This window comes from Streptomyces sp. NPDC058051 (assembly GCF_042885475.1).
Lineage (GTDB): Bacteria > Actinomycetota > Actinomycetes > Streptomycetales > Streptomycetaceae > Streptomyces.
This window is the reverse complement of sequence record NZ_JBHVRW010000002.1, coordinates 166,229-189,386: the sequence shown is the minus strand read 5'-3', so window position 1 is coordinate 189,386 and position 23,158 is coordinate 166,229. Positions and strand designations below refer to the sequence as shown.

22 protein-coding genes and 1 pseudogene are annotated in these 23,158 nt (G+C 70.9%); 10 read left to right on the top strand and 13 right to left on the bottom strand.

Translation table 11 applies throughout. The features are described 5' to 3' along the window. Nucleotides 1-112: 112 nt before the first annotated feature. Both ACFVUT_RS04360 and ACFVUT_RS04355 read left to right on the top strand, forming a co-directional pair. Nucleotides 113-1,021, top strand: a complete 909-nt coding sequence (locus ACFVUT_RS04360; RefSeq protein ID WP_389647706.1) for a 5'-3' exonuclease H3TH domain-containing protein — start codon at nt 113-115, stop codon at nt 1,019-1,021. A gap of 46 nt (nt 1,022-1,067) precedes the next feature. Continuing rightward, a complete protein-coding gene (locus ACFVUT_RS04355) occupies nt 1,068-1,913 on the top strand; it encodes a siderophore-interacting protein (RefSeq protein WP_389646969.1) in 846 nt (281 codons plus the stop codon). 91 nt (nt 1,914-2,004) lie between these two features. On the opposite strand, the pseudogene ACFVUT_RS04350 reads toward ACFVUT_RS04355, so the two are convergent. Continuing rightward, nucleotides 2,005-2,220, bottom strand: a pseudogene (locus ACFVUT_RS04350) (ABC transporter permease); the annotation flags it as partial. Between the two features lie 269 nt (nt 2,221-2,489). Between ACFVUT_RS04350 and ACFVUT_RS04345 the strand changes: the two are divergent. Genes ACFVUT_RS04345 through ACFVUT_RS04335 form a run of 3 tightly spaced genes read left to right on the top strand, consistent with a single transcriptional unit; the run spans nt 2,490 to nt 5,248 of the window. Next, a complete protein-coding gene (locus ACFVUT_RS04345) occupies nt 2,490-3,074 on the top strand; it encodes a sigma-70 family RNA polymerase sigma factor (RefSeq protein ID WP_389646967.1) in 585 nt (194 codons plus the stop codon). Continuing rightward, nucleotides 3,071-3,835: an anti-sigma factor domain-containing protein gene (locus tag ACFVUT_RS04340; protein ID WP_389646964.1), complete on the top strand. Its 765-nt coding sequence runs from the start codon at nt 3,071-3,073 to the stop codon at nt 3,833-3,835. The genes ACFVUT_RS04345 and ACFVUT_RS04340 overlap by 4 nt, the downstream gene beginning before the upstream one ends. 48 nt (nt 3,836-3,883) lie before the next feature. Next, the gene (locus ACFVUT_RS04335) at nt 3,884-5,248 is read left to right on the top strand and encodes a cryptochrome/photolyase family protein (protein WP_389646961.1); all 1,365 of its coding nucleotides are present in this window, start codon (nt 3,884-3,886) and stop codon (nt 5,246-5,248) included. Nucleotides 5,249-5,391: 143 nt separating this feature from the next. Here the strand turns inward: ACFVUT_RS04335 and ACFVUT_RS04330 are convergent, their stop codons facing one another. The 4 genes from ACFVUT_RS04330 to ACFVUT_RS04315 all read right to left on the bottom strand — a co-directional run bounded on the left by ACFVUT_RS04330 (nt 5,392) and on the right by ACFVUT_RS04315 (nt 9,554). Next, a complete protein-coding gene (locus tag ACFVUT_RS04330; protein ID WP_389646959.1) occupies nt 5,392-6,195 on the bottom strand; it encodes a DUF1295 domain-containing protein in 804 nt (267 codons plus the stop codon). A 97-nt stretch (nt 6,196-6,292) separates the two neighbouring features. Beyond that, complete coding sequence (locus tag ACFVUT_RS04325) at nt 6,293-7,531, bottom strand: class I SAM-dependent methyltransferase (protein WP_389647703.1); 1,239 nt, start codon at nt 7,529-7,531, stop codon at nt 6,293-6,295. Between the two features lie 29 nt (nt 7,532-7,560). Further along, nucleotides 7,561-8,283, bottom strand: coding sequence for a DUF1365 domain-containing protein (locus ACFVUT_RS04320; RefSeq protein WP_389646956.1), 723 nt, complete (start codon nt 8,281-8,283; stop codon nt 7,561-7,563). Further along, nucleotides 8,280-9,554 carry an NAD(P)/FAD-dependent oxidoreductase gene (locus ACFVUT_RS04315; protein WP_389646953.1) on the bottom strand — a complete coding sequence of 425 codons (1,275 nt, stop codon included), beginning with the start codon at nt 9,552-9,554 and terminating at the stop codon, nt 8,280-8,282. Before ACFVUT_RS04315 ends, ACFVUT_RS04320 begins: the two co-directional genes overlap by 4 nt. Nucleotides 9,555-9,729: 175 nt before the next feature. On the opposite strand from ACFVUT_RS04315, the gene ACFVUT_RS04310 reads away from it, so the two are divergent. The 5 genes from ACFVUT_RS04310 (at nt 9,730) to ACFVUT_RS04290 (ending at nt 15,136) form a co-directional block, all read left to right on the top strand. After that, nucleotides 9,730-11,355: a molybdopterin-dependent oxidoreductase gene (locus ACFVUT_RS04310; RefSeq protein ID WP_389646951.1), complete on the top strand. Its 1,626-nt coding sequence runs from the start codon at nt 9,730-9,732 to the stop codon at nt 11,353-11,355. Nucleotides 11,356-11,467: 112 nt separating this feature from the next. Then, the gene (locus ACFVUT_RS04305; protein WP_389646948.1) at nt 11,468-12,106 is read left to right on the top strand and encodes a fasciclin domain-containing protein; all 639 of its coding nucleotides are present in this window, start codon (nt 11,468-11,470) and stop codon (nt 12,104-12,106) included. Between the two features lie 99 nt (nt 12,107-12,205). Next, nucleotides 12,206-13,195 (top strand): ADP-ribosylglycohydrolase family protein, encoded by a 990-nt coding sequence (locus ACFVUT_RS04300; protein WP_389646945.1) that lies wholly within the window; start codon nt 12,206-12,208, stop codon nt 13,193-13,195. Between the two features lie 99 nt (nt 13,196-13,294). Next, nucleotides 13,295-13,738: an SPW repeat protein gene (locus tag ACFVUT_RS04295; protein ID WP_389646942.1), complete on the top strand. Its 444-nt coding sequence runs from the start codon at nt 13,295-13,297 to the stop codon at nt 13,736-13,738. Nucleotides 13,739-14,035: 297 nt separating this feature from the next. Further along, the gene (locus tag ACFVUT_RS04290) at nt 14,036-15,136 is read left to right on the top strand and encodes an LLM class flavin-dependent oxidoreductase (RefSeq protein WP_389646939.1); all 1,101 of its coding nucleotides are present in this window, start codon (nt 14,036-14,038) and stop codon (nt 15,134-15,136) included. Nucleotides 15,137-15,265: 129 nt separating this feature from the next. On the opposite strand, the gene ACFVUT_RS04285 is transcribed toward ACFVUT_RS04290, so the two are convergent. The 8 genes from ACFVUT_RS04285 to ACFVUT_RS04250 form a co-directional block, all read right to left on the bottom strand. Beyond that, a complete protein-coding gene (locus tag ACFVUT_RS04285) occupies nt 15,266-18,100 on the bottom strand; it encodes a DEAD/DEAH box helicase (protein ID WP_389647700.1) in 2,835 nt (944 codons plus the stop codon). Between the two features lie 44 nt (nt 18,101-18,144). Beyond that, a complete protein-coding gene (locus ACFVUT_RS04280; RefSeq protein WP_389646935.1) occupies nt 18,145-19,053 on the bottom strand; it encodes a diacylglycerol kinase in 909 nt (302 codons plus the stop codon). A gap of 16 nt (nt 19,054-19,069) precedes the next feature. Then, nucleotides 19,070-20,020, bottom strand: a complete 951-nt coding sequence (tatC, locus tag ACFVUT_RS04275) for a twin-arginine translocase subunit TatC (protein WP_389646932.1) — start codon at nt 20,018-20,020, stop codon at nt 19,070-19,072. Between the two features lie 62 nt (nt 20,021-20,082). Beyond that, nucleotides 20,083-20,373 (bottom strand): Sec-independent protein translocase subunit TatA, encoded by a 291-nt coding sequence (tatA, locus tag ACFVUT_RS04270; protein WP_389646929.1) that lies wholly within the window; start codon nt 20,371-20,373, stop codon nt 20,083-20,085. 314 nt (nt 20,374-20,687) lie between these two features. Next, nucleotides 20,688-20,885 (bottom strand): hypothetical protein, encoded by a 198-nt coding sequence (locus ACFVUT_RS04265; protein ID WP_389646926.1) that lies wholly within the window; start codon nt 20,883-20,885, stop codon nt 20,688-20,690. Between the two features lie 35 nt (nt 20,886-20,920). Then, nucleotides 20,921-21,190, bottom strand: coding sequence for a hypothetical protein (locus ACFVUT_RS04260; RefSeq protein ID WP_389646923.1), 270 nt, complete (start codon nt 21,188-21,190; stop codon nt 20,921-20,923). A 17-nt stretch (nt 21,191-21,207) separates the two neighbouring features. Then, nucleotides 21,208-22,164, bottom strand: coding sequence for a helix-turn-helix transcriptional regulator (locus ACFVUT_RS04255; RefSeq protein ID WP_389646920.1), 957 nt, complete (start codon nt 22,162-22,164; stop codon nt 21,208-21,210). A gap of 14 nt (nt 22,165-22,178) precedes the next feature. Beyond that, entirely contained in the window at nt 22,179-23,132 is a 954-nt protein-coding gene (locus ACFVUT_RS04250) for a helix-turn-helix transcriptional regulator (protein ID WP_389646918.1), read from the bottom strand. Between the last annotated feature and the right edge of the window lie 26 nt (nt 23,133-23,158).

Genomic DNA, 23,158 nt, shown 5'->3' with positions numbered 1-23,158 from the left:
GAGTGAGCCAGGTCACATTCGAACGGCCGCGGCCGGGCCGCTCGGCCGCCTCGGCGTCCCGGCGGCCGGTGTCGGCGGGGTGCGGCATCATCGGGGTGTGACGCGACGCCTGATGCTCCTCGACACTGCCTCTCTCTACTACCGCGCCTACTTCGGGGTTCCCGATTCGGTGCGCGCCCCGGACGGAACACCGGTCAACGCCGTGCGCGGGCTGCTCGACTTCATCGCGCGCCTGGTGCAGGACCACCGGCCGGACGACCTGGTCGCCTGCATGGACGCGGACTGGCGGCCGCACTGGCGGGTCGAGCTGATCCCTTCGTACAAGGCGCACCGCGTGGCCGTGGAGACCGCCGAAGGGCTGCCGGACGAGGAGGAGACCCCCGACACCCTGGCCCCGCAGGTGCCGGTCATCGAGGACGTCCTCGACGCGCTCGGCATCGCCCGGGTCGGCGTCCCGGAGTACGAGGCGGACGACGTGATCGGCACGCTCACCGCTCTGGCGACCGGCCCCGTGGACATCGTCACCGGTGACCGGGACCTCTATCAGCTGGTCGACGACGCCCGCGGGGTGCGCGTGCTCTACCCGCTGAAGGGGGTCGGCTCCCTCCAGATGACCGACGAGACCTGGCTGCGGGAGAAGTACGGGGTGGGCGGCTCCGGCTATGCCGATCTGGCCCTGCTGCGCGGCGACCCGAGCGACGGGCTCCCGGGCGTTCCCGGCATCGGCGAGAAGACGGCGGCGAAACTGCTGGACGCCTTCGGCGATCTGGCCGGAATCATGGCGGCGGTGGACGACCCGGCCGCCGGACTGACCCCCTCGCAGCGCAAACGGCTCGACGGGGCCCGCGACTACGTGGCCGTCGCGCCGGCGGTGGTCCGCGTCGCCGGTGACGTACCGCTGCCCGATTTCGACCCCGCGCTGCCCGTCGAACCGCGCGATCCGGCCGCCCTCGAAGCGCTGGCGAAGCGGTGGGGACTGGGCGGCGCCCTCCAGCGCCTGCTTTCCACACTCGGCGACTGAGGTGTTAACTTAGGTAAGCCTAAGCAATTCGAGCAGGGAGAATCTCGTGGCAGAACGGCCCGCACGGCAGGCACCCACGGCGCAGGGGGCTCACGTTCTGCGCACCGAGCGGATCACCCCGCACATGGTGCGCGTGGTGCTCGGCGGTGAGGGCCTGGCCGAGTTCGGGCTCTCGGGATTCACCGACCACTACCTCAAGCTCTGCTTCGCCCCCGAGGGCGCGGACTACCCGCACCCGTTCGACATGGCCCGCATCCGCGAGGAACTGCCGCGGGAGCTGTGGCCCACCACCCGCACCTACACGGTGCGCTCCTGGGATCCGGTCGCCCGGGAGCTGGCGATCGACTTCGTGGTGCACGGCGACGAGGGTCTTGCCGGGCCGTGGGCGCTGCGGGCGGCCCCGGGGGACCAGGTGACCTTCCTCGGTCCCGGCGGGGGCTACGGCCCGGACGCCTCGGCCGACTGGCACCTCCTGGCGGGCGACGAGAGCGCTCTGCCCGCCATCGCCGCGGCCCTGGAGCAGATGCCGGCGGGTGCGGTGGTGCATGCGTTCATCGAGGTGGCCGACGCCTCGGAGGAGCAGAAGATCGCGACGCCCGACGGCGTCGGGGTGACATGGCTGCACCGCGGGGAACGCCCGGTCGGCGAAGCACTGATCGCCGCCGTGACGGAGCTGGAGTTCCCGCCCGGTGACGTCCAGGCGTTCGTCCACGGCGAGGCGGGCTTCGTGAAGGAAATCCGCCGCCATCTGCGCCTGGATCGCGGAATCCCGCTCGCCCAGCTGTCCGTCTCCGGCTACTGGCGGCTCGGCCAGAACGACGACACCTGGCGTTCGGTCAAGCGCGAGTGGAACGCACAGGTGGAGCGCGAGCAGGAGAGCGCGACGGCGTGACACCGGCTCGTCCGCGTATGCCCCGGTCCCGGACCGGGGCATACGCGTACCCGGCGTGCGCGTCCCCCGGAGGTGCACGGCCCTCAGGTCGGACGGACTTCTGATACGAGCGGAACGTACGGGTCGACAGCCGTACCGCCGCCACCGCGAGGACCGGCAGGGCTCCCCCGCGACTGACCACCAGCCAGTGGTCCGGCTCCGGGCTCAGCGCCGAACGGCCGGCCACGATCGGCCAGTTGACGGGGTTGAAGTCGGCGACGTGCCGCATCCGGCCCGGCATCCGGCCCGGCACCATGAACGAGGAGGAGTGCTCGGATCGCCGAGCACCCGGGGCATGCCGAGCCGATCCGCGTGAAGAGCGCCGGGCTGTACCGGGTGTGCCGCACCTCGATCGCCCGGCCCGCCTTCACGGCGCGTCCGGTTCGGGGTTCGAGACCCCGGCGGTCGCTGACTCGTACGCGCCAACCACGATGTATCGCAAAAGGGGTGGAAGGATCTCACGGAATGACCAAACCGTGCTGTCGCCGGCTCCGAATCACCGTGGGAAGTCGATGCGCGACCAGGGAGGAAGCCCGCGTGAAAGAAGCCGTGTACATCGGCGGAGCGCCGTCGGCACGACCGGATCTCCAGGAGTTGCTGGGGATGGTCGCGCGGGGCGACCAGGACGCCTTCGCCCAGGTGTACGACGCGGTCAGCGGACCCGTCCTCGGACTGGTGCGGAGCGTGCTGCGCGATCCCGCACAGTCGGAGGAGGTCGCGCAGGAGGTGCTCGTCGAGGTGTGGCGGACGGCCCCGCGGTTCCGCGCCGCCCGCGGCAGCGCGATGAACTGGGTGCTGACGCTGGCCCATCGCCGAGCGGTCGACCGGGTGCGCTCGGCCGAGGCGGCGGCGGCCCGCGACCACAGAGCGGCCCTGCTCGACCGTACGCCCGCCTTCGACGAGGTCACCGAGCAGGTCGAGAGCCGGCTGGAGCGCGAACAGGTCCGCCGCTGCATGCGGACGCTCTCCGAACTGCAACGGCAGTCCGTCACCCTCGCCTACTACCAGGGGCTGACCCATCGCGAGGTGTCGGAACTGCTCTCCGTTCCGCTGGGAACGATCAAGACACGACTGCGCGACGGCCTGATCCGGCTGCGCGACTGCCTCGGGGTGGGCGCATGAGCGACGCCGAACTGCACACGCTGACGGGGGCGTACGCCCTGCACGCACTCGCGGACGCCGAGAGCGACGCGTTCGAACGGCACCTCGGCGACTGCGAGGCGTGCACCGTGGAGGTGCGCGAGCTGTCCGAGACCGCCACCCGGCTCGGGCTCGCGACGGCCGCCGTCCCGCCGCCCGGACTGCGCGAACGCGTTCTGCGGGAGATCACGGCCGTACGGCAGGAGTCGCCGTCGAAGGCTCGGCCGTCACGCGCCGCGGGCGCCGCGGGCCGGGCTGCCCGGTGGCCGAGGTTCGCCCTGGCCGCGTGCCTGGTGGCCGCCGCCGGCCTGGGCGGGATCGCCGTGTGGCAGAACCAGGAGGCCCGCACCGCCCACCAGGACGCCCGCGCGGAGCAGCGGCGGAACGAGCGGTTGGTCCAGGTCCTGGCGGCACCGGACGCCCGGTCCGCGTCCCGCGCGCTCGGGGGCGGCGCGAAGGGCACCGTGGTCGTCTCCGAGAAGGAGGACCGCGCCGTCTTCCTGGTCTCGGGCATGCGGAAGCCACCCATCGGCAAGGTGTACCAGTTGTGGTTCGACGACGACGGCACCATGCGTTCCGCGGGCCTCATGAAGGCGGCGGGCACCTCGACACCGCAGTACGCGACGCTGCTGGACGGCCGCGTGGACGGCGCCTCCGGGATAGGCATCACCGTCGAACCGGCCGGCGGATCGGCTCGTCCGACCTCCGCCCCGCTGGCTCTGCTGGCCCTCCCCACGGCCTGACCTCCACTCGATCCACCGTCCCGCGCACAGCATGAGAGGTTCTCGACCATGACCGTCTCGGTGGCACTGTTCACGTCGGATCTACGCGTGCACGACAATCCCGTGCTGCACGCCGCGGTGCACGACGCGGACCGGGTCGTCCCTCTCTTCGTACGGGACGCGGGCATCGGCCGGACCGGATTCGACGCGCCCAACCGGCGGGCGTTCCTCGCCGACTGCCTGGCCGATCTCGACGCACAGCTGCACCGCCGCGGCGGCCGGCTGATCGTCCGTGATGCGGACGCCGTGTCCGGCGTCCGCGCCCTGGTCGCGGAGACCGGCGCGCACAGCCTGCACGTCGCGGGCGGGGTGAGCGGGTACGCGACGCACCGCGAGGAGCGGTTGCGCACGGCTCTGGCAGCCGTCGGTTGCACCCTGCACGTGCATGACGCCGTGGTGACGGCGCTCCCGCCGGGCCGGGTCGTCCCGGCAGGCCGTGACCACTTCGCGGTGTTCACGCCGTACTTCCGCCGCTGGGAGGAGACGGGGGTACGGGGCACCCTGGCCGCCCCACGCCAGGTTCGGCTGCCGCACGACGTGGGATCCGGGCCGCTGCCCGACCGGGCGGAGGTGACCGGCATCTCCCCCGGACTCGCCGGGGGCGGCGAGACCACCGGACGCCGGCTGCTGTCGTCCTGGCTGCGCGGCCCTCTGGCCGACTACGCGAGCGGTCACGACGATCTGGCCGGTGACGCGACCTCCAGGCTCTCCCCGTATCTCCATTTCGGCTGCCTCTCGGCGGCCGAGGTCGTCCACCGGGCACGGCAGCGGGGAGGTCCGGGCGCCGAGGCGTTCGTACGGCAGCTGGCGTGGCGGGACTTCCATCACCAGGTGCTCGCCGCCCGGCCGGACTGCGCCTGGGAGGACTACCGCCCGCGGCAGGACCGGTGGCGGTCCGACGAGGACGAGGCCGAGGCCTGGCGCACGGGGCTGACCGGCTATCCGGTGGTCGACGCGGCGATGCGGCAGCTGGCGCACGAGGGCTGGATGCACAACCGGGGGCGCATGCTGGTGGCGAGCTTCCTCACCAAGACGCTGTACATCGACTGGCGGGTGGGTGCCCGGCACTTCCTGGATCTGCTGGTCGACGGCGACCTGGCGAACAATCAGCTCAACTGGCAGTGGGTGGCGGGTACCGGCACCGACACCCGTCCCAACCGGGTTCTGAACCCGGTGGTCCAGGGCAAGCGGTTCGATCCGCGCGGTGCCTACGTGCGCCGCTGGGTGCCGGAGCTCGGAGAACTGGCGGACCGCGAGATCCACGAACCGTGGAAGCTGACCGGGCCGCGCCGGGACGCCATCGACTACCCCCTCCCCCTGGTCGACCTGGCGGAAGCACGGGCCCGGTTCGCGCAGGCGCGCGGCCTGGACTGACAACGCCCCGCCACGCCCTGCCGTCGGAGGAACGGTCCCCGCAGCGCCACCCGGGCCGTTCGTTCCCGTGTCCGGCGGGGCGGCAGCGGGCTCACGTCCGGCGGGGCGGCAGCGGGCTCATGTCCGCCGAGGCGGCAGCGGGCTCATGTCCGCCGAGGCGGCAGCGGGACGAACCCACTGGTCCGGGCAACGTACTCGGCAAAGCCCGGCCGCTCGGCCATGTGACGTTCCAGCAGGGCCTTTCCGCTCCCGCCGATCAGCAGGAAACTCATCAGCAGCGGGGACACGACCACCGCCGCCGCCGCGGGCGGAGCGTCGCAGACGATCAGGAACAACCCCCACCAGACGCAGAAGTCCCCGAAGTAGTTCGGATGCCGCGTCCAGGCCCAGAGCCCGCGGTCCATGATCCGTCCGCGGTTCGCCGGATCGGCCTTGAACCGGGCCAGCTGCCGGTCGCCGAGCGCTTCGCAACAGAATCCGCCCGCCCACAGCGCCGTACCCGCCCAGGCCGGTCCGCCGACCGCTCCGGTCACGTAATGCGCCGCCTGAACGGGCAGCGAGACGAGCCACACGAGCGCGCCCTGGAGCAGGTAGACCTTTCGCAGCGCGTACAGGGCGGGGTTCCCGGGGGCCTTGGCGAGCATCGCCGCATAACGCGGGTCCTCACCGTGCCCCCGGCTGCGACGGGCGATGTGCCGGGCCAACCTCAGCCCCCACACGGCCGTGAGCGCGGACACCAGAAGCCGTCGTGCGCCGTCGCCCTCACCCGCCGACACGATGTACGAGACGAGTGCGACGGCGGTGAATCCGAGGCCCCACGCCACATCGACGCCACGGTGCACGCCCGTGCGCAGGCCGACGGCGAAGGCGGCGAGCATCACCGCCGCCGCGGCGATCGCACACGGGGCGAGCCCCTGCGCGAACGCGGCCCATGCGAACCCGTTCATGCCCGCTTCCCGTCCGCGGACCGGCCGCGGCGGACGTCCCGCGTCCCGGGTACCGACTGCTGTGCCGCCCCGGGCGCGGCCGGGCCGGTGCCCGCCATCACCGTGTCTCCTGACGTGTCAGCAGGAGTTGGCGCACGTTGAGGTAACCGGAGCGGAATCCCGCCTCGGAGTAGGACAGGTAGAAGGTCCACATACGGCGGAAGGCGGCGTCGAAGCCGAGGGCGTCCACGTTCGCCGCCTGTTCGGTGAACCGTTCCCGCCAGAGCCGCAGCGTCTCGGCGTAGTGGGTGCCGAAACTGTCGCAGCGGTCGATGCGCAGTGCGGAGTGTGCGGCGGTGACCTGTTCGAGCGCCTCGACGGACGGCAACTGGCCGCCGGGGAAGATGTACTTCTGGATCCAGGTGAACGTGTCGCGGCCGGCGCGCATCCGGTCGTCCGGCATGGTGATCGCCTGGAGGGCGATTCTGCCCCCGGGGGCGAGGAGCCGCTCCAGGGTGCGGAAGTAGACCGGCCAGAACGCCTCGCCGACCGCCTCGATCATCTCGACGCTGACCACGGCGTCGTACTGGCCGTCGATCTGCCGGTAGTCGCAGAGCCGCACCTCGATCCTGTCCTGAAGGCCGGCACACCGGATCCGCAGGCAGGCCAGGTCCCGCTGTTCCTCGGAGAGCGTCACGGACACCACGCGGGCGCCGCGCGCGGCGGCCCGGATCGCCAGCTCGCCCCAGCCCGTGCCGATCTCCAGGAGTTCGGTGCCGGCGCCGACGGCGGCGAGATCGAGCAGCCGGTCGATCTTGCGGTGCTGGGCGGCGGGCAACAGGTCCCATTCGGCCGGGAATCCGCGGAAGATCGCTGAGGAGTAGCTGAGGGTCCGGTCGAGAAAGAGCGCGAAGAGGTCGTTCGACAGGTCGTAGTGGTGGCTGATGTTGGCGCGCGCACCCCGGGGAGTGCCCAACTGCCGGGCCGGCCTGCGCGGTGCCCAGAGCCCGCGCAGCTGTTGCAGCGGTATGGGGATCAGGGTCGCCACGTGTTCGGCGAACACGGTCAGGACGCCGACCGGGTCCGGTGCGTCCCACTCGCCCGCCATGTACGACTCGCCGAAGCCGATCAGTCCGCTCGCCCCGATGCGGCGGAAGAAGAGGGAGGGGGCGTGGATCTCCATCACGGGGCCGCCGCGGCCGAGGTGCTCGGCCCCGGCGAGTACGACGCGCAGCGGCAGTCGCTGCAACGCGTGACGCACGACCCGTTCGGCGATCGCGGTACGGACAGGGGAGGCGAGGGGCGGCCGGACGCTGTCGGACCGGTGCGCGGGATCGACTCCGACGGCGCCCCGCACAGGCCGTCGGGAAGGGAACGGGAAGACGGTCACTGCATACCTTCCTGGGTGCGGTGGTGGGGACGCGGCTGAACGGGCAGACCGCGGAGTCGGAGCCGGATGCCGTGCATCCGGATGGCCAGCGAGACCGCGGCTGTCGGCCAGGGGTGGCGAAGCGCCAGACGGAGCAGTGCGCCCGGGGTCGCCTCGGTGCGCCGGCCTCGCACGGTCGCGGTGAACGGGCGGGTACCGGCACGTTCCAGATGCACGGTCAGTTCGAGACGCTCACCGGGTTCGGGGAGTCGCATCCGGTAGCCGCCGTCGACGGGGAAGAACGGTGAGACGTAGAAGTCCTTGCGGACGGCGGTCCGCCCGGACGCGTCCGGGCGCAGCAGGTAGCAGTGACGTTCGCCGTAGGTGTTGTGCACCTCCGCGACGGTGCACAGCCGGGTGCCGTCCGCGCGGTGACACCAGTAGACGGTCAGCGGGTTGAAGACATGGCCGAGGACCCGGGCCTGGGTGAGCATCCGCACGGTGGCATCGGCGAGATCGATCCCCTGGGCGGCCAGGAAGCGGTCGAGGCCCGCCCGGATCGTCGGGGCACTGCCGCCGAAGTGGTCGCGCGGGTCGAATCGGGCCAGGCACCGCAGGGGCGCGGGCAGGACGGGTGGCGCTTCGGGGTCGATCAGCCACAGGTAGGTGCGGTGCCGCAGCGCGTATCTGCGGGGAGCGGTCCGCACATGCGTGATCGTGCAGGGGTAGAGGGCCTTCACCAGATGACCCCCAGTGCGCGGGCCGCCACCGCTCCCGAACGACAGCCGTCCTCATGGAAGCCCCAGCCGTGGTACGCCCCCGCGTAGGCGGTGACCGGTCCGGACAGGGCGGGCAGCCGGGCCTGCGCGGCCACCGACTCCGGGGTGTGGACGGGGTGTTCGTAGACCATGCGGGCACGGATCAGGCCGGGGTCGATCCGGTCGGCGCCGTTCAGGGTGACGACGAAGGTCTCGGGGGCGTCGAGCCGCTGGAGCCGGTTCATGTCGTAGCTGACGGTCACGTGCTCGGGGGCCGCGGCGCACGACGGCATCAGGTAGTTCCAGGAGGCGCGGGCTCCGCGGGACCGGGGCAGCAGCCCGGTGTCGGAGTGCAGCAGGGTCGCGTTGCGGGAGTAGCGGAAGGCGCCGAGAGTGCTGCGTTCCTCGTCCGTGGGATCGGCGAGCAGCCGCAGCGCCTGGTCGGGATGGGTGGCGATGACGACCGCGTCGAACCGCTCGGCGGTGTCGTCCCCGGTGACGATCTCGACGCCGTCGGAATCACGGCGCACGGACCGGACCGGGGTGGCCGTGCGGACGGCTGCGAGGTGCTCGGCGATCCGCTCGACATAGGCGCCCGACCCGCCGGTGACGGTCCGCCACACCGGGGATCCGCCGATCGAGAGCATTCCGTGGTGAGCGAGGAACCGGAAGACGTAGCGGGCCGGGAAGCGCGTCGCGGTCTTCGGGTCGCAGGACCAGACGGCGGAGACCACGGGGGTCAGGAAATGTGCGGTGAAGTAGGGCGAGAAGCGGCCACGGGCCGCGAACCCACCGAGTGTCAGCGCTCCTCCGGCCCGTTCACCGCGGTCGAGAAGACGACGGGCGGCCCGGTGGAAGCGCGCTATCTCGGCGAGCATCCGCAGATACGGGCCGTTCCGTGCGGATCTCGGCTGAGCGAGGAGTCCGGTGACGCCGCGGGCACCCGCGTACTCCAGGCCGCAGCCGTCGCACCGCACGGACATGCTCATCTCCGACTCCTGGGTGCGCACCCCGAGTTCGTCGAAGAGCCGCAGCAGGTACGGGTACGTGCGTCGGTTGTGGACGATGAACCCCGAGTCGACGCGGTGTATGCGCCCGTCGGACGCGGCGAGTTCATGGGTGTGCGCGTGCCCGCCGATCCGGTCGTCCGCCTCGAACAGCGTCACGTCGTGAGCGTTGCGCAGGACGTAGGCGGCGGTCAGTCCGGCCACCCCGCTGCCCACCACGGCTGTCCGTCTTCGCTGCGCCGTCATCCGCTCCCTCTTTCGCGTGTCCCGCCTCGATGGCACCGGCGTTCCGTCCCCGCGGCCTCGCGGATGCCGGTCAGGGGTGATTCGTCACGGGTCGCCTGCCGGATTGGCCGGACGCGAGATCCACCCGATCGAGTGACAGACCCATCCGTCCGGCTCCCGGCAACGAATCCCGGTCGTGAGTGAAGATCGAGACGATTCGCAGCAGGCCGGGGCCGCGTGGTCCCGGCGCGACCGCTGGGCACGCGCCGTCCTGGCCGGGCTCGGCGGTCTGATCGCCGGATTCTGCGCCCTGGCCGTCGCCGAACTGGTCGCCGCTGTCGTACGTCCCGAGGCGGGCCCGGTCACGGCGGTGGGCGGTGCGGTCATCGACCGCACTCCCCCGGCCGTGAAGGAATTCGCCGTGCGGAGCTTCGGCACGGAGGACAAGCTGGTGCTCCGGCTCGGCATCCTGCTCCTCCTGGCGCTCTTCGCCATCGGGATCGGGGTGCTGGCGCTGCGGCACCGGAGGCTCGGATCCGCTGCCGTCCTGGTCTTCGGTCTGATCGGGGCGGTGTCGGCGGTGGGGCGTCCGGAGGGCGCACCGGCCGACGCGCTGCCTTCGGTGGTGGGTGCCCTGGTGGCCGCAGGAGTGCTGTATCTCCTGGTCGGACGTCTCACACCAAAGCTCCGTCCCTCTCCCGCGGCTGGGGAGAGGGACGGGACGTCACAGGGCTTCGACCGGCGTGGCTTCGTGGTCGCGGCGACAGCGGCGACGGCGGCCTCGGCCGGCGCGGGACTGCTCGGGCGGCGGCTCACCGCCTCCGTCCAGGCCGGGGCCGCCGCCTCACGCAAGGACCTGGTCCTCCCGGTACCGGATTCCGCCGCAGCGCCTGTCCCGGCGGGCGCCGACCTGAGGATCCGGGGGCTGAGCCCCTTCGTCACGCCGAACAAGGACTTCTACCGCGTGGACACGGCTCTCGTCGTACCCCGCGTCGACGCCGGTGCGTGGCGTCTGCGGATCCATGGCGAGGGTGTGCCGCGGACCGTCACCGTCGGCCTCGACGACCTGATGCGAAGGGAGATCATTGCACGCGACATCACGTTGACCTGCGTGTCCAACGAGGTGGGGGGACCGTACGTCGGCAACGCCAGGTGGCTCGGCGTACGACTGGCGGATCTGTTGCACGAGGCCGGAGTGCGTCCCCCGTCGAAGGGCGGGCCCGCCGACCAGATCGTGGCGCGTTCCGTCGACGGCATGACGATCGGCACACCGGTCGAGACGGTCATGGACGGGCGCGACGCGATGCTCGCCTTCGGCATGAACGGCGAACCGCTGCCCTTCGAGCACGGTTTTCCGGTCCGGATGGTCGTTCCCGGGCTGTACGGATACGTGTCGGCCTGCAAGTGGATCAAGGACATCGAACTCACCACGTTCGCCGCCTACGACGCCTACTGGGTGAGACAGGACTGGGCCCAGGAGGCGCCGGTCAAGACCGAGTCCCGCATCGACACGCCTCGCCCCTTCGCCTCCCCGAAGCCCGGCATCGTGCCCGTGGCGGGGGTCGCCTGGGCCCAGCACCGCGGCATCTCGCGGGTGGAGGTCCGGGTGGACGGCGGGGACTGGCACACGGCACGGCTGGCCGCCGCGGACACCCGCGACACCTGGCGCCAGTGGGTGTGGGAGTGGCCCGCCACGTCCGGCCATCACACCCTGGAGGTCCGCGCCACGGACGGAACCGGGGCCACCCAGACGGGCCGCCGTGCCGGCACCGTGCCCGACGGTGCGACCGGCTGGCACTCGGTGGCGGTGGACGTGCCCTGAGCCGGGCACCAGCCCATACCCGTACACCCGCTCGACGGAGCGCGGCTGACCCTTACCCCAAACAGTCACTCTCAGTAATCAATCACTCACTTATTCGATTCAGGAGACCTTCATGAGGACCCTTCACATCCGCCGTACCGCAGTGGCCCTGTCCGCTGCCGCCGTCCTGCCTCTGGCCCTGACGGCCTGCTCCGGCGACTCCGAGGACAGTGCGGCCGGCTCCACCGCAGCCGCGTCCTCCCCGTCGGCCGCGCCGGACACCTCGACGTCCATGGACGGGCCGTTCGGCCCGGCCTGCTCGTCCGTGCCCAAGGACGGTGCGGGCTCCTTCGCCGGCATGGCGCAGGACCCGGTCGCGACGGCCGCGTCGAACAACCCGGCCCTCTCCACCCTGGTCGCCGCGGTCAAGAAGGCCGACCTGCTGGACACGTTGAACAACGCGCAGGGCATCACGGTGTTCGCACCGACGAACGACGCGTTCGCCAAGATCCCGCAGGCGGACCTGGACAAGCTCCTCGCCGACAAGGCGGCGCTCACAAAGGTGCTGACGTACCACGTGGTGGGGCAGAAACTGACACCGAAGCAGTTGGGGAAGGGCTCCTTCGCCACCCTGGAGAAGGACGAACTGACCACGGCCGGTTCGGGCACGGCGTACACCGTGAACGACGCGTCGAAGGTCGTCTGTGGCAACGTCCCGACGGCCAACGCCACGGTGTACATCGTCGACACGGTCCTGATGCCTCCGAAGTAGCTCCGGCCGCGGGGCCGACGTGAGTACGTCGGCCCCGCGCCACCCGCCCGTCGCACGGGCCGCGACAGCCCAGGAGGTCGCGGTCCGTACGCTGACCGGATGAACCGGCCGAGCAGTGTGAACCAGCAGGACCGACAGGACCGTGCGGCGGGCGCCGTCGTCGGATCGGCGGTCGGCGACGCCCTGGGCGCGCCGTTCGAGTTCGGCCCCGCAGGCGCGTACACGGCCCGCTTCCCCGACGGCGCCGGCACGATGTGCGGGGGCGGCGGCTGGGATCCGGGCGAGGCCACGGACGACACGCAGATGGCCGTGCTGGTCGCGGAGTCCTTGCTGGAACGGGACGGCCTGGACCTCCCCGACATGTTCGGCCGGTTTCGGCGATGGGCGGCGGGCGACCCGAAGGACATCGGCCTCCAGACCGAGCAGGTCCTGACGAGCGACGCCCCATGGGACCTCGCGGCGGCCCTCCACTTCCAGGTCAACGGGCGGGCGGCGGGCAACGGTTCGCTGATGCGGGCCGCCGCACCGGCGGTGTACTTCGCGCGGGCGGGGCGGGAGGCGACCATGGACGCCGCCCGCCGGATCGCCGCGCTGACACATGGCGACCGGGCGGCCTGGGAGGGCACCGCCGTGTTCCACGAGCTGATCCGGGTGGCGCTGGAGGGTACCGACCCCCTCACCTCCGTTCCCGACACCCTGGACCAGGTGCACGAGAACCACCGCGCGCGCTGGGCCACCGTGCTCGCACCCGGCTGGCATCCGGACGCGGCGACGGAGTTCAACGGTGCGGTGTGGCCGTGTCTGGGCACCGCGCTCTGGGCTCTGCGCACCACACGTACCTACGAGGACGCGCTGGCCGCGGCGGTCGACGCGGGCGGGGACACGGACACGGTGGCTGCGGTGACCGGTGGCCTGGCGGGGGCGGTGTACGGCTTCGACGCGATTCCGTCGCGCTGGACCGAACCGCTGCACGTACCGCTGCCGGGACACGGAGACCGCGTCCTGCGGACGTCCGATCTGCTGGCCCTGGCCCGGCGGCTGGACAGCGACCCACGCGGTGCGATTCCCACGCACGCCGGTACGCCCTGAATCTACACATAAGGACGAGATAAGCGCACAATGACATTAACGGGCCATTGTGCGCACGGACGCGCTGCACAGGTCCGGCAGAGCAAAGGAGACGAATCCATGTCAAACGTCTCGCACACCGGCCGTGACATGACCAGTCACCCCGATGTTTCCGAAATGCGTGATCGATACGCCCGCATGCTCGGTGGGCGTGACGTGGCCCTGGTCGATGCGCCGGTGTTCCTCATCGGCCTCTACTGCGCCATCTCGCCCTGGGTGCTCCACTTCATGACGAGTCAGCCCGGACTCGTGACGAACAACCTGATCGTGGGTCTCGCGATCGCCGTGCTGGGCCTCGGCTTCACCGTCATGCCGGAACGGATGTACGGACTCAGCTGGGCCATCTGCGCCTTGGGCGCCTGGCTGATCGCGTCGACGTGGGTCGTCGGCAGCAGCCCGGACCTCGGAGTCATCCTCAACAACGTCATCGTCGGCGGACTGACTGTGCTGCTGGGCCTGGTCTGCGTAGGAGTGTCGATGAAGAGCGGCAAGCGCTCGACCTGAGACGAGGAAGCCCGGCCGGTCCGCGCGAGCGAGCGGACCGGCCGGAGCAGGTCCGGTGACGCGGAGGGGCGCCGGACCTGTCGCGCACCTGCCCGGGATCCACCGCCCGGTTGACCGGAGACGGTTGACTCATCACCAACACGCCTGTTCCACTGGGCAGATGCGCCCTCGGCTGCGGCTGGTCACCCGCGACCACATCGACTTCGGTCGCGTGTGGTCCGCCTCGTGTTGTCCCTGACGGTTCCGACGTCAGCGCTTGACCCGACCGTTTCCCGCAGCACGAGATGAGGCTTCGCCATGCCCGTCGAGTTCCTCGGCATCGCAGCAACCAATGAAGGCTCCGAAGTGACACCCCGCTCCGGGGCGTCCTTCGACAAGGCGTACACACTCCGGCTGGCCCGCGCACACGAGGACCACGGCTGGGACCGCGTGCTGTTCGCCTACGGCTCCGGCTCCCCCGATCCGTCCCCCGCCGCCGCCTACATCGCGGCCCGCACAGAAACGCTCCAGATCCTGGTCGCGCACCGTCCCAACGTCTCCTACCCGACGTTCGCGGCCAAGACCTTCGCGACCCTGGACCGGATCAGCGACGGCCGCCTCGCCGTGCACTTCATCACGGGCGGAAACGACCACGAGCAGCAGCGCGAGGGCGACTTCCTCACCAAGGACGAACGGTACGCACGCACCCGCGAGGCCATCCAGATCATCAAGAAGGCCTGGACGTCGCACGAACCCTTCGACCACGAGGGCACGCACTACCGCTTCAACGACTTCGTGAGCGACACGTTCCCCGTGCAGCAGCCCCATCCGCAGGTCTCGTTCGGGGGCTCCTCACCTGCGGCGTACGCGGCCGGCGGAGCGGAGGCCGACATCTACTGCCTGTGGGGCGAACCGCTGGCACAGACAGCCGAGCAGATCGCATCGGTGAAGGCCGCGGCGCGGGCAGCCGGCCGTACGGACGTCCCCAGGATCCAGGTCGCCTTCCGGCCGATCATCGCGCCGACCGAGGAACTGGCCTGGGAGAAGGCCCACCGGACCCTGGCCCGCATCAAGGCGCGCAGAGCCGGCGCACCGGCGCCGCGCCGCCACCCGCTGAACAACCCGGAGAACACCGGCTCCCGGCGCCTCCTCGCGGTGGCCGCCGAGGGCGAGCGGCACGACCGGGCCCTGTGGACACCGACCGCGGCCGAAACGGGCGGTGCCGGGAACTCGACGGCCCTGGTGGGAACCCCTGAGACGGTGGCGCAGGCGCTGCTGGACTACTACGACCTGGGCGTGGAGATCCTGTCCGCCCGCGGCTACGACCTCCTGGACGACGCGATCGACTTCGGAAGGCACGTCATCCCGATCGTCCGCGAGGAAGTCGCCAAGCGGGACGCGGCACGCACGACGCCGTAGGGGGCGCGACCGGAGAAGGCCCACGCACCGGCACGACGAGGTGTGCCGGAGGAACCCGCGGCCCCGAACCGCCCGCACCTCCGGCCCGCCGCCGCGGACACGCCCTGGCATGCCCGCCGCTGTGGCACCTCACCCCACGGAGCTGTAGGCCACGACCCCCCGCAACACCGCGTCCACGGCCTTGCGTGCGTTCCGCGCCACGGTGCTCCCCTCGCGGGGAGCCGCGGCGGCGACCTGCCCCAGCACGTCGATCACCTGCTTGCACCACCGCACGAAGTCCCCGGCGGGCATGTCGGCCTCGCCCAGCACCTCGTCCAGCGTCCGCCCCGACGCCCACATGTAGACCGCCCAGGCGAACCCCAGATCGGGTTCGCGCTGCCCGACCCCCTCCGCCTGGTTGATCTTGAAATCCTCCTCCAGGGCGTCGAGCCGGCCCCAGATCCGGACCATCTCGCCCATCGCGGACTTCGCGGGCCCCGACGGCAGCTTCGGCGCCACCGCGTCATCGGCCTGCCGCGCCTCGTACACCAGCGCCGAGACACAGGCCGCGAGTTCGGCGGGGTTCAGGTCCTCCCAGACGTCGGCACGCAGGCACTCGCTCGCCAGCAGATCCAGCTCGCCGTAGAGGCGCGCGAGCCGCTGTCCGTGCTCGGTGACCTCGTTGCCCCGGAGATAGTCGAGTTCCGTGAGCAGGGCGACGATCCGGTCGAAGGTGCGGGCGATGGTGTTGGTCCGCCCCTCGATCCGCCGCTCCAGCTGCTTGGTGTCACGCTGCAGCCGGTGGTACCGCTCGGCCCACCGCGCATGGTCCTCGCGCTCGTCGCACCCATGGCAGGGGTGTGCGCGCAACTGCGTCCGGTAGCGGGCGAGCTCCCGGTCGTCGGCCGCCGCGGACCGCTCCTTGCGGTGCCGCTCGGGCACTATGTGCCCCGCCTTGGTCCGCAGCGCGGAGGCGAGGTCGCGGCGCGACTGCGGCGAGCGCGGGTTGAACGACTTCGGTACCCGCATCCGCTCCACCGCCTCCACCGGGATCGGGAAGTCGATCGAGGCGAGCCTCTTGACCTGTCGCTCGGCGGTCAGCACCAACGGCCGCGGCCCGTCGTGGTATTCGAGCCCGCGGTGCCCGTGCCCGTTGGTCCGCCCGGCGGGCAGCCCGGGGTCGAGGACCAGCGCCAGTCCGGCGAACTTGCCGGTGGGGACATGGATGACGTCGCCGGGCCTGAGCTTCTCCAGGGACGCGGCAGCAGCGGCCCGCCGCTGCGACGCACCCTGTTTGGCGAGCTCGGTCTCACGGTCCTTGAGTTCACGGCGCAGGCGCGCGTACTCCTCGAAATCACCGAGGTGGCAGGTCATGCCTTCCTGGTAACCCGCCAGTCCCTCCTCGTTGCGCTGGACCTGCCGGGAGATCCCGACCACCGACCGGTCGGCCTGGAACTGTGCGAAGGAGGTCTCCAGCAGTTCGCGCGAGCGGTGCCGGCCGAACTGGTGCACCAGGTTGACGGCCATGTTGTACGAGGGGCGGAAGCTGGACCGCAGCGGATAGGTGCGGGTGCCCGCGAGTCCGGCCAGCGCCGCCGGATCCATGCCGCGCTGCCACAGCACCACCGCATGGCCTTCGACGTCGATGCCGCGCCGCCCGGCCCGGCCGGTCAGCTGGGTGTACTCGCCGGGGGTGATGTCGGCGTGCTGCTCGCCGTTCCACTTGACGAGCTTCTCCAGCACGACGGTGCGCGCGGGCATGTTGATGCCGAGGGCGAGGGTCTCCGTCGCGAAGACGGCCTTGACGAGCCCTCGTACGAACAGCTCCTCGACGACTTCCTTGAACGTGGGCAGCATGCCGGCATGGTGCGCGGCGATGCCCCGCTCCAGTCCTTCGAGCCACTCGTAGTAGCCGAGGACATGGAGGTCCTCGCCGGGGATGGCAGCGGTCCGCTCCTCGACGATCTCGCGGACCAGGCGGCGCTTGTCCTCGTCGTTGAGCCGCAGTCCGGCGTGCAGGCACTGCTGTACGGCGGCCTCGCAGCCGGCCCGGCTGAAGATGAACGTAATGGCGGGGAGCAGCCCTTCGGCGTCCAGCCGGTCGATGACCTCGGGTCTGGCCGGGGTCCAGATCCGGCTGCGCTGGCGCCGCTCGCGCTCACGGTCCGCCTCGCGGACCATCTTGCCGCGGCGGCGGTCACGCGGGTTGTACGCCCGCTGGTTCTCCATCCGGACGAGCCGGTTGAGGTCGGGGTTGACCTCGCGGCGTCCGGCACCGCGGCCGCCGTGATCGGTCTCCTCCTCGAAGAGGTCGTACATCCTGCGGCCCGCCAGCACGTGCTGCCAGAGCGGCACGGGGCGGTGCTCGGAGACGATGACCTGGGTGTCGCCGCGCACCGTGTCCAGCCAGTCACCGAACTCCTCGGCGTTGGACACGGTCGCCGACAGCGAGACGAGCGTGACGGAGTCCGGGAGGTGGATGATCACTTCCTCCCAGACCGCGCCGCGGAAGCGGTCGGAGAGGTAGTGCACCTCGTCCATCACCACGTAGCCGAGCCCGCGCAGTGCCTGTGAGCCCGCGTACAGCATGTTCCGCAGGACCTCGGTGGTCATGACGACCACCGGGGCATCGCCGTTGACGCTGTTGTCGCCGGTGAGCAGACCGACCTTCTCCGGTCCGTAGCGCTTGACCAGGTCGGCGAACTTCTGGTTGGACAGCGCCTTGATCGGGGTCGTGTAGAAACACTTGCGGCCCTGTCCGAGGGCGAGGTGCACGGCGAATTCGCCGACGATCGTCTTGCCCGATCCGGTCGGGGCGGCGACGAGCACCCCCTTGCCGGCCTCCAGTGCCTCGCACGCCTCGATCTGGTAGGGGTCCAGATCGAAGTCGTACATCTCGCGGAAGGGCGCGAGTGCGGTGGCCAGCTCGGCGGCACGGAGCCGAGAAGCCTGGTATCGCTCAGCTGGTGAGAGGTCCTCTGTCATCTTGCTCACGAGCCTACCCGCCGCCTCCGACACTGACGCGATCTTTAAACGGCCCCGGGAGAAGCCGGCGCGAGCACCCTCGCCGCACCCGGTACACAGGTCGCGGTGAGCGGCAGCGCACCGAGCTGTTCACCGTCCGCGTACGCCGTGACACCGGCCGCGGCCAGCTCGATCGAGGAGACCCGGTGGACGGTGACGACGGGATGGCCGAGGTGCGTTCCCTTGTAGACGCGGGGGAAGACCTTCAACAGGGTGGTGCGACTGCAGTCCCCGACAACGGTCACGTCGAAGAGCCCGTCGTCCATGACGGCGTCCGCGCAGATCCGCATGCCTCCGCCGTACGTCGATCCGTTGCCCACGGCGATCAGTGTGGCCTCGATCTCCTGCACCGGTCCGCCGTCCAGCCGGAGGCGGTACGGGATGGGCCTGAAGGCGGCGAGTTCGGCGAGGATCGCGAGGTCGTACTTGAACCGTCCGCCGACCCAGCGCATCCGGTTGCCGCGGTCGTTGACCCGGGAGTCGAAGCCGGAGGCGAGCACCGAGCCGAACCATCGCTCGCCCACCCGTCCGAGATCGATCTCGCGGACGGTACCGCCCTTGAGCGCGTCGGCCGCCAGCCGTCCCGCCGCGGCCGGATCCCGTATCGGCATCCCCAGCGCGCGGGCGAAGTCGTTCCCGGTGCCCACGGCGACGACCCCGAGCGGGGTCCTCGTCCCGGCGACGGCCTGGAGGGCGAGGGACATCATGCCGTCCCCGCCCACCGCTATCAGCGCACCGGTGCCCCCGGCGACGGCCTCACGGGCCCGCCGCAGGGCGTCGTCGGCGTCCACGCCGAGGACCGTCCGTACGGAGAATCCGGAGTCCCGCAACGCGGAAGCGGCCGGCTGCGCGGCGTGCGCGCCCCGGCCGCGTCCCGCGGTGGGATTGACGAAAAGAGTGATCTCGCTGGTCACGCCGGGACTTTACAGGTCAGGTGATGTCGTCGTAACCGTTGACCCGGTCATGGTCCGAACTCGCCTGCGTGGGCAACGACCGGCTGGACGACACGGGTTCGATCTCACCGATGTCCTCGGGGGTGAGGTCCAGCTCCGACGCCTCGTCGTCGTCCGGGCCCTCCGCCGCGATCCGTTCCTTGCGGCGGTCGTTGAGGAGCGAGATCGCCGTGGCCACGAAGTAGAGCACCCAGATCGGCCCGGCGAGCGCCAGCATGCTCACCGGGTCGGTGCTGGGAGTGGCCAGCGCGGCGAAGACCGTGATCCCCATGATCATGCCCCGCCACCAGCCGAGCATCCGCTTGCCGGTGATGACCCCGCCGAAGTTCAGCATGACGAGCAGCAGGGGCAGCTCGAAGGAGAGCCCGAAGACCACCACCATGCGCGTGATCAGATCCAGCAGGTCGTCCAGCGGCAGCTGGTTGTCCAGTCCGGCCGGGGAGAAGTCCAGGAGCACCCGGGCCATCGTGGGCAGGGTCTTGTACGCGAAGAAACCACCGGCGAGGAAGAGCGGGAACCCCGCTCCCACGAAGGCGAGCGAGTACTTCTTCTCGTTCTTGTGCAGCCCGGGGGCGACGAAGGCCCACAGCTGGTAGAGCCAGACCGGTGAGGAAAGGACGACGCCCGCCATCAAGGAGACCTTGAGGGCGAGGGTGAACGGGGTGAGCAGACCGTTCAGGACGATACGCGCGCACGTACCGTCCTCCTTCTTGGCGAGCTCGGCGAAGCTGTACTCGCAACCGACCGACTTCAGCACCGGGTTGGTGAAGAACTCGATGATCCCCTTGTAGAAGAACGCGGCCACGATCGTGACGACGACGATGCCGAGCAGACCTTTGGCCAGCCGGTTACGCAGCTCACGCAGGTGCTCCACCAGGGGCATGCGGCCCTCTGGATCGGTCTCCTGCTTGCGGGCAGACTTGAGCAACCCACGTCCTCATCTCGTGCAGCAGGCCGTCACCGATCACGGCGCCTGCGTCGGCCCAGTGGTCAGCGGTTGGTCGAGTCGGTCGGCTCTGCGACCGGACGCGAGCTGGTCACATCACCGGGAGCCGCCTTGATGGTACGCGGGGCGGGCTGGTCCTGGGCGGCGTCGTTCGCCGGCTCGGCCGGGGTGGCCGCCGGGCTGCCCTCGGACTTCATGGCCTTGGCCTCGCTCTTGAGGATGCGGGCCGACTTGCCGAGCGAGCGCGCCATGTCAGGAAGCTTCTTCGCGCCGAACAGAAGAACAATGACGACGAGGATGAGGATGATCTCGGGAGCGCCGAGCCTTCCGAACATATGCGTGTACCTTCTCACCGAGGCAGCAGGGGTGGGGCGGACCGAACGTCGGACGGACGCCCGATCGTCGTACTGTCAGCGATCGTATCCCGCAGGAGTAAACGCAGGGCAATACCCGTGCATCCTTGCGATGACGGCCCATGCCTCGCTCTCAGGGCCGTCTGCAGCAGCGTACCCCCCGAACCCGAGAAACTGGAGAGTGCGCCCTCTCCGATCGATATCGCTGGTCACAGCCGCGCAGGAGGGCGCGCAGCGCATCCGGGACCTTTCCCGGCAACCCTTCCGTCGCGGCACCGAGGACTGCGGGGCAGTCCTCAGCGCAGGGTTTCGCCGGTGGCGGCGAGATCCGTCGCGGCCTGTTCGAGGTCCTCCGCCGCCCGGTTGATGCGCCGGGTGGTGAGCTTCACCTGACGTCCCAGGCGCTGGGCCTCGACGAAGACCGTCACGGCCAGCACACCGAGGACGGCGATGCCGAGGAATCCCAGGGCGATGGCGAGCATGGGCCAGAACATGCGCAGAGCCTCGATGTGTCTAGAAGTCCGACGTTCTAAAGACCGGCGTGGAGGCGCAGCGTCCGCACCCCACCATCGGTCAGGAGCTCGACTATCCGTTCCCCGGCGGGCTTGCGGACGGCCGCACCGCACTCCGGGCAGGTGAAGGAGTAGAAGGTCGTCCGGCGGCTGGCCCCCACGGCGAGGCGGATGGCCCCCGCCGCCAGCTCGAACCGCTCGTCGCACTCCGGGCAGGCGGCCTTGAACCGAACGGACTCGGGCACGACGACGGTCGGAACACCGGACACCACAGACATGTCGCTCATCTCTCCCTCGGGTCCGCTCAGACCGGGTCGTCGTAGGCGGCGAGTGCCGCGCGGGCGGCCTGCTGTGCGCTCTGCGCGAGTTCCGGCGGGGCGACGATGCGTCCTTCCCCGCCCAGGCGCAGCCCGAGCCTGCGCAGCGAGGCCGGATCGGGTGTGCGCAGGGTGATCCGCAGTCCGCCGTCGGGTAGTTCCTCTGCGCTGTCGTGCGGGTAGTACTCGGCGACCCACCGGCCGCCGGGGCCCACCTCGACGACGACCTCCGGGTCCTCTGCCGCGGGCTGGACGAGTCCTTCGGACAGATCCCGCAGTTCGAGCTCGGGCGGCGCGGCCGGCTCGTCGAGCAGCCGGATCTCGGCGACCCGGTCGAGCCGGAACGTGCGCCGGTCCTCGGTGGATCGGCACCACGCCTCCATGTACGTGTGGCCCACGGCGAACAACCGGATCGGGTCGACCTCGCGCTCGGTGAGCTCGTCGCGCGCGGGCGAGTAGTAGCGCAGCCAGAGCCGGCGCCGCTCGGAGATCGCCCGGTCGACATCGGCGAAGACGCCGCCCTCGGACTCGAAGATGACCGAGAGCCGCGAGCTCGCCGCTCCCACCTCACCGGCTGCCGTCTCCAGTTTCGCGGTGGCCCGCAGCAGCGCCTGCCGGTCGCTCTCGCGCAGGCCGGGCAGCGTGGCCACGGCACGGGCGGCGACCAGGAGCGCCGTCGCCTCGTCGGCCGCGAGTCGCAGCGGTTCGGCCACATCGTCCGGGTTGTGCCACCAGATCCGGTCGCCGTCGGTGTCGATGTCCAGCAGATCCCCGCCGCGGAAGCTCGTACCGCACATGGGCAGCACGTCGAGATCCGAGATCAGCTCGTCCTCGGTGATCCCGAAGGCACGCGCGACGTCCTGGACATGGGCGCCGGGGCGCTCACGGAGATACGTCACCAGCGAAAGCATCCGGCGGGTCTGGTCGATCGCGTTCGTGGCCATGAATACGGTCCCCCTCAGTCCTTGGCCACGGCGCGCAGCCGGTCCACCACATCGGCCCGCAGATCGGCGGGCTCCTCCACGACGACGTCCGGACCGAACTCCACGAGCCAGGCGTCCAGACCGTGTCCGTACGGGATCTCCAACTCGTCCCACCCGTTCCCGAGTTCCCGCACGGATACGGCGCGCGAGCGCAGCGGGTATCCGGCACCGGTGCGCAGCCTGATCCGGGCGGTCCTGGTCGCCGTCTCCCCCGCCCAGCTCTCGACGGTCTCGCGGACGGTGACGACGTCGGGCACCTCGACCGTGAAGGCCCCGGCCCGGGAACGGACCCGGCCGCTGATCCGGGAGAGCCGGAACACCCGCTCGGCACCGCGGTCCCGGTCCCAGCCGGCCAGATACCAGTGGCCGCGCCAGCACTCCAGCGTCCAGGGCTCGACCTGGCGCTGTTCGGGCCGGGCGGCGTTGCCCTTGCGGTAGTCGAAGGTCACCGGACGTCGGTCGCGGCAGGCCAGCATCAGCGGTTCGAAGGCGGCCTCGTGGACGGGGATGCGGGGTTCGAGGGCGCTGTGCACCTCGTACGCGTCCTCGGCCTCCGGCATGCCGGCGGCGCGCAGTTTCTGCAGCGCACCGCTGGCGGCACCGGCCAGCCGTGCCTGCTGCCAGACCTTGGCGGCCAGCCCGAGCGCGGCGGCCTCCTCGGCGTCCAGCGTGATCGGGGGCAGCCGGTTGCTGTCCCGGCGGGCGAGATATCCGGTGTCGCCGTCCAGGTTCTCCACGGTCTCGATGACCAGACCGAGCTCGCGCAGATCTTCCTTGTCGCGCTCGAACATCCGGTTGAAGGCGTCGTCCGAGCCGGCTTCCAGATAGGCCTCGATGGATCCGCGCAGCTCTCGCTTGCTCAGCGGGCGCCGGGTTCCCAGCAGACACAGAGCCAGGTTCATCAGCCGCTCGGCCTTGGCGATCGCCATCGACGCCCTTTCTGTTGTGCTCTACG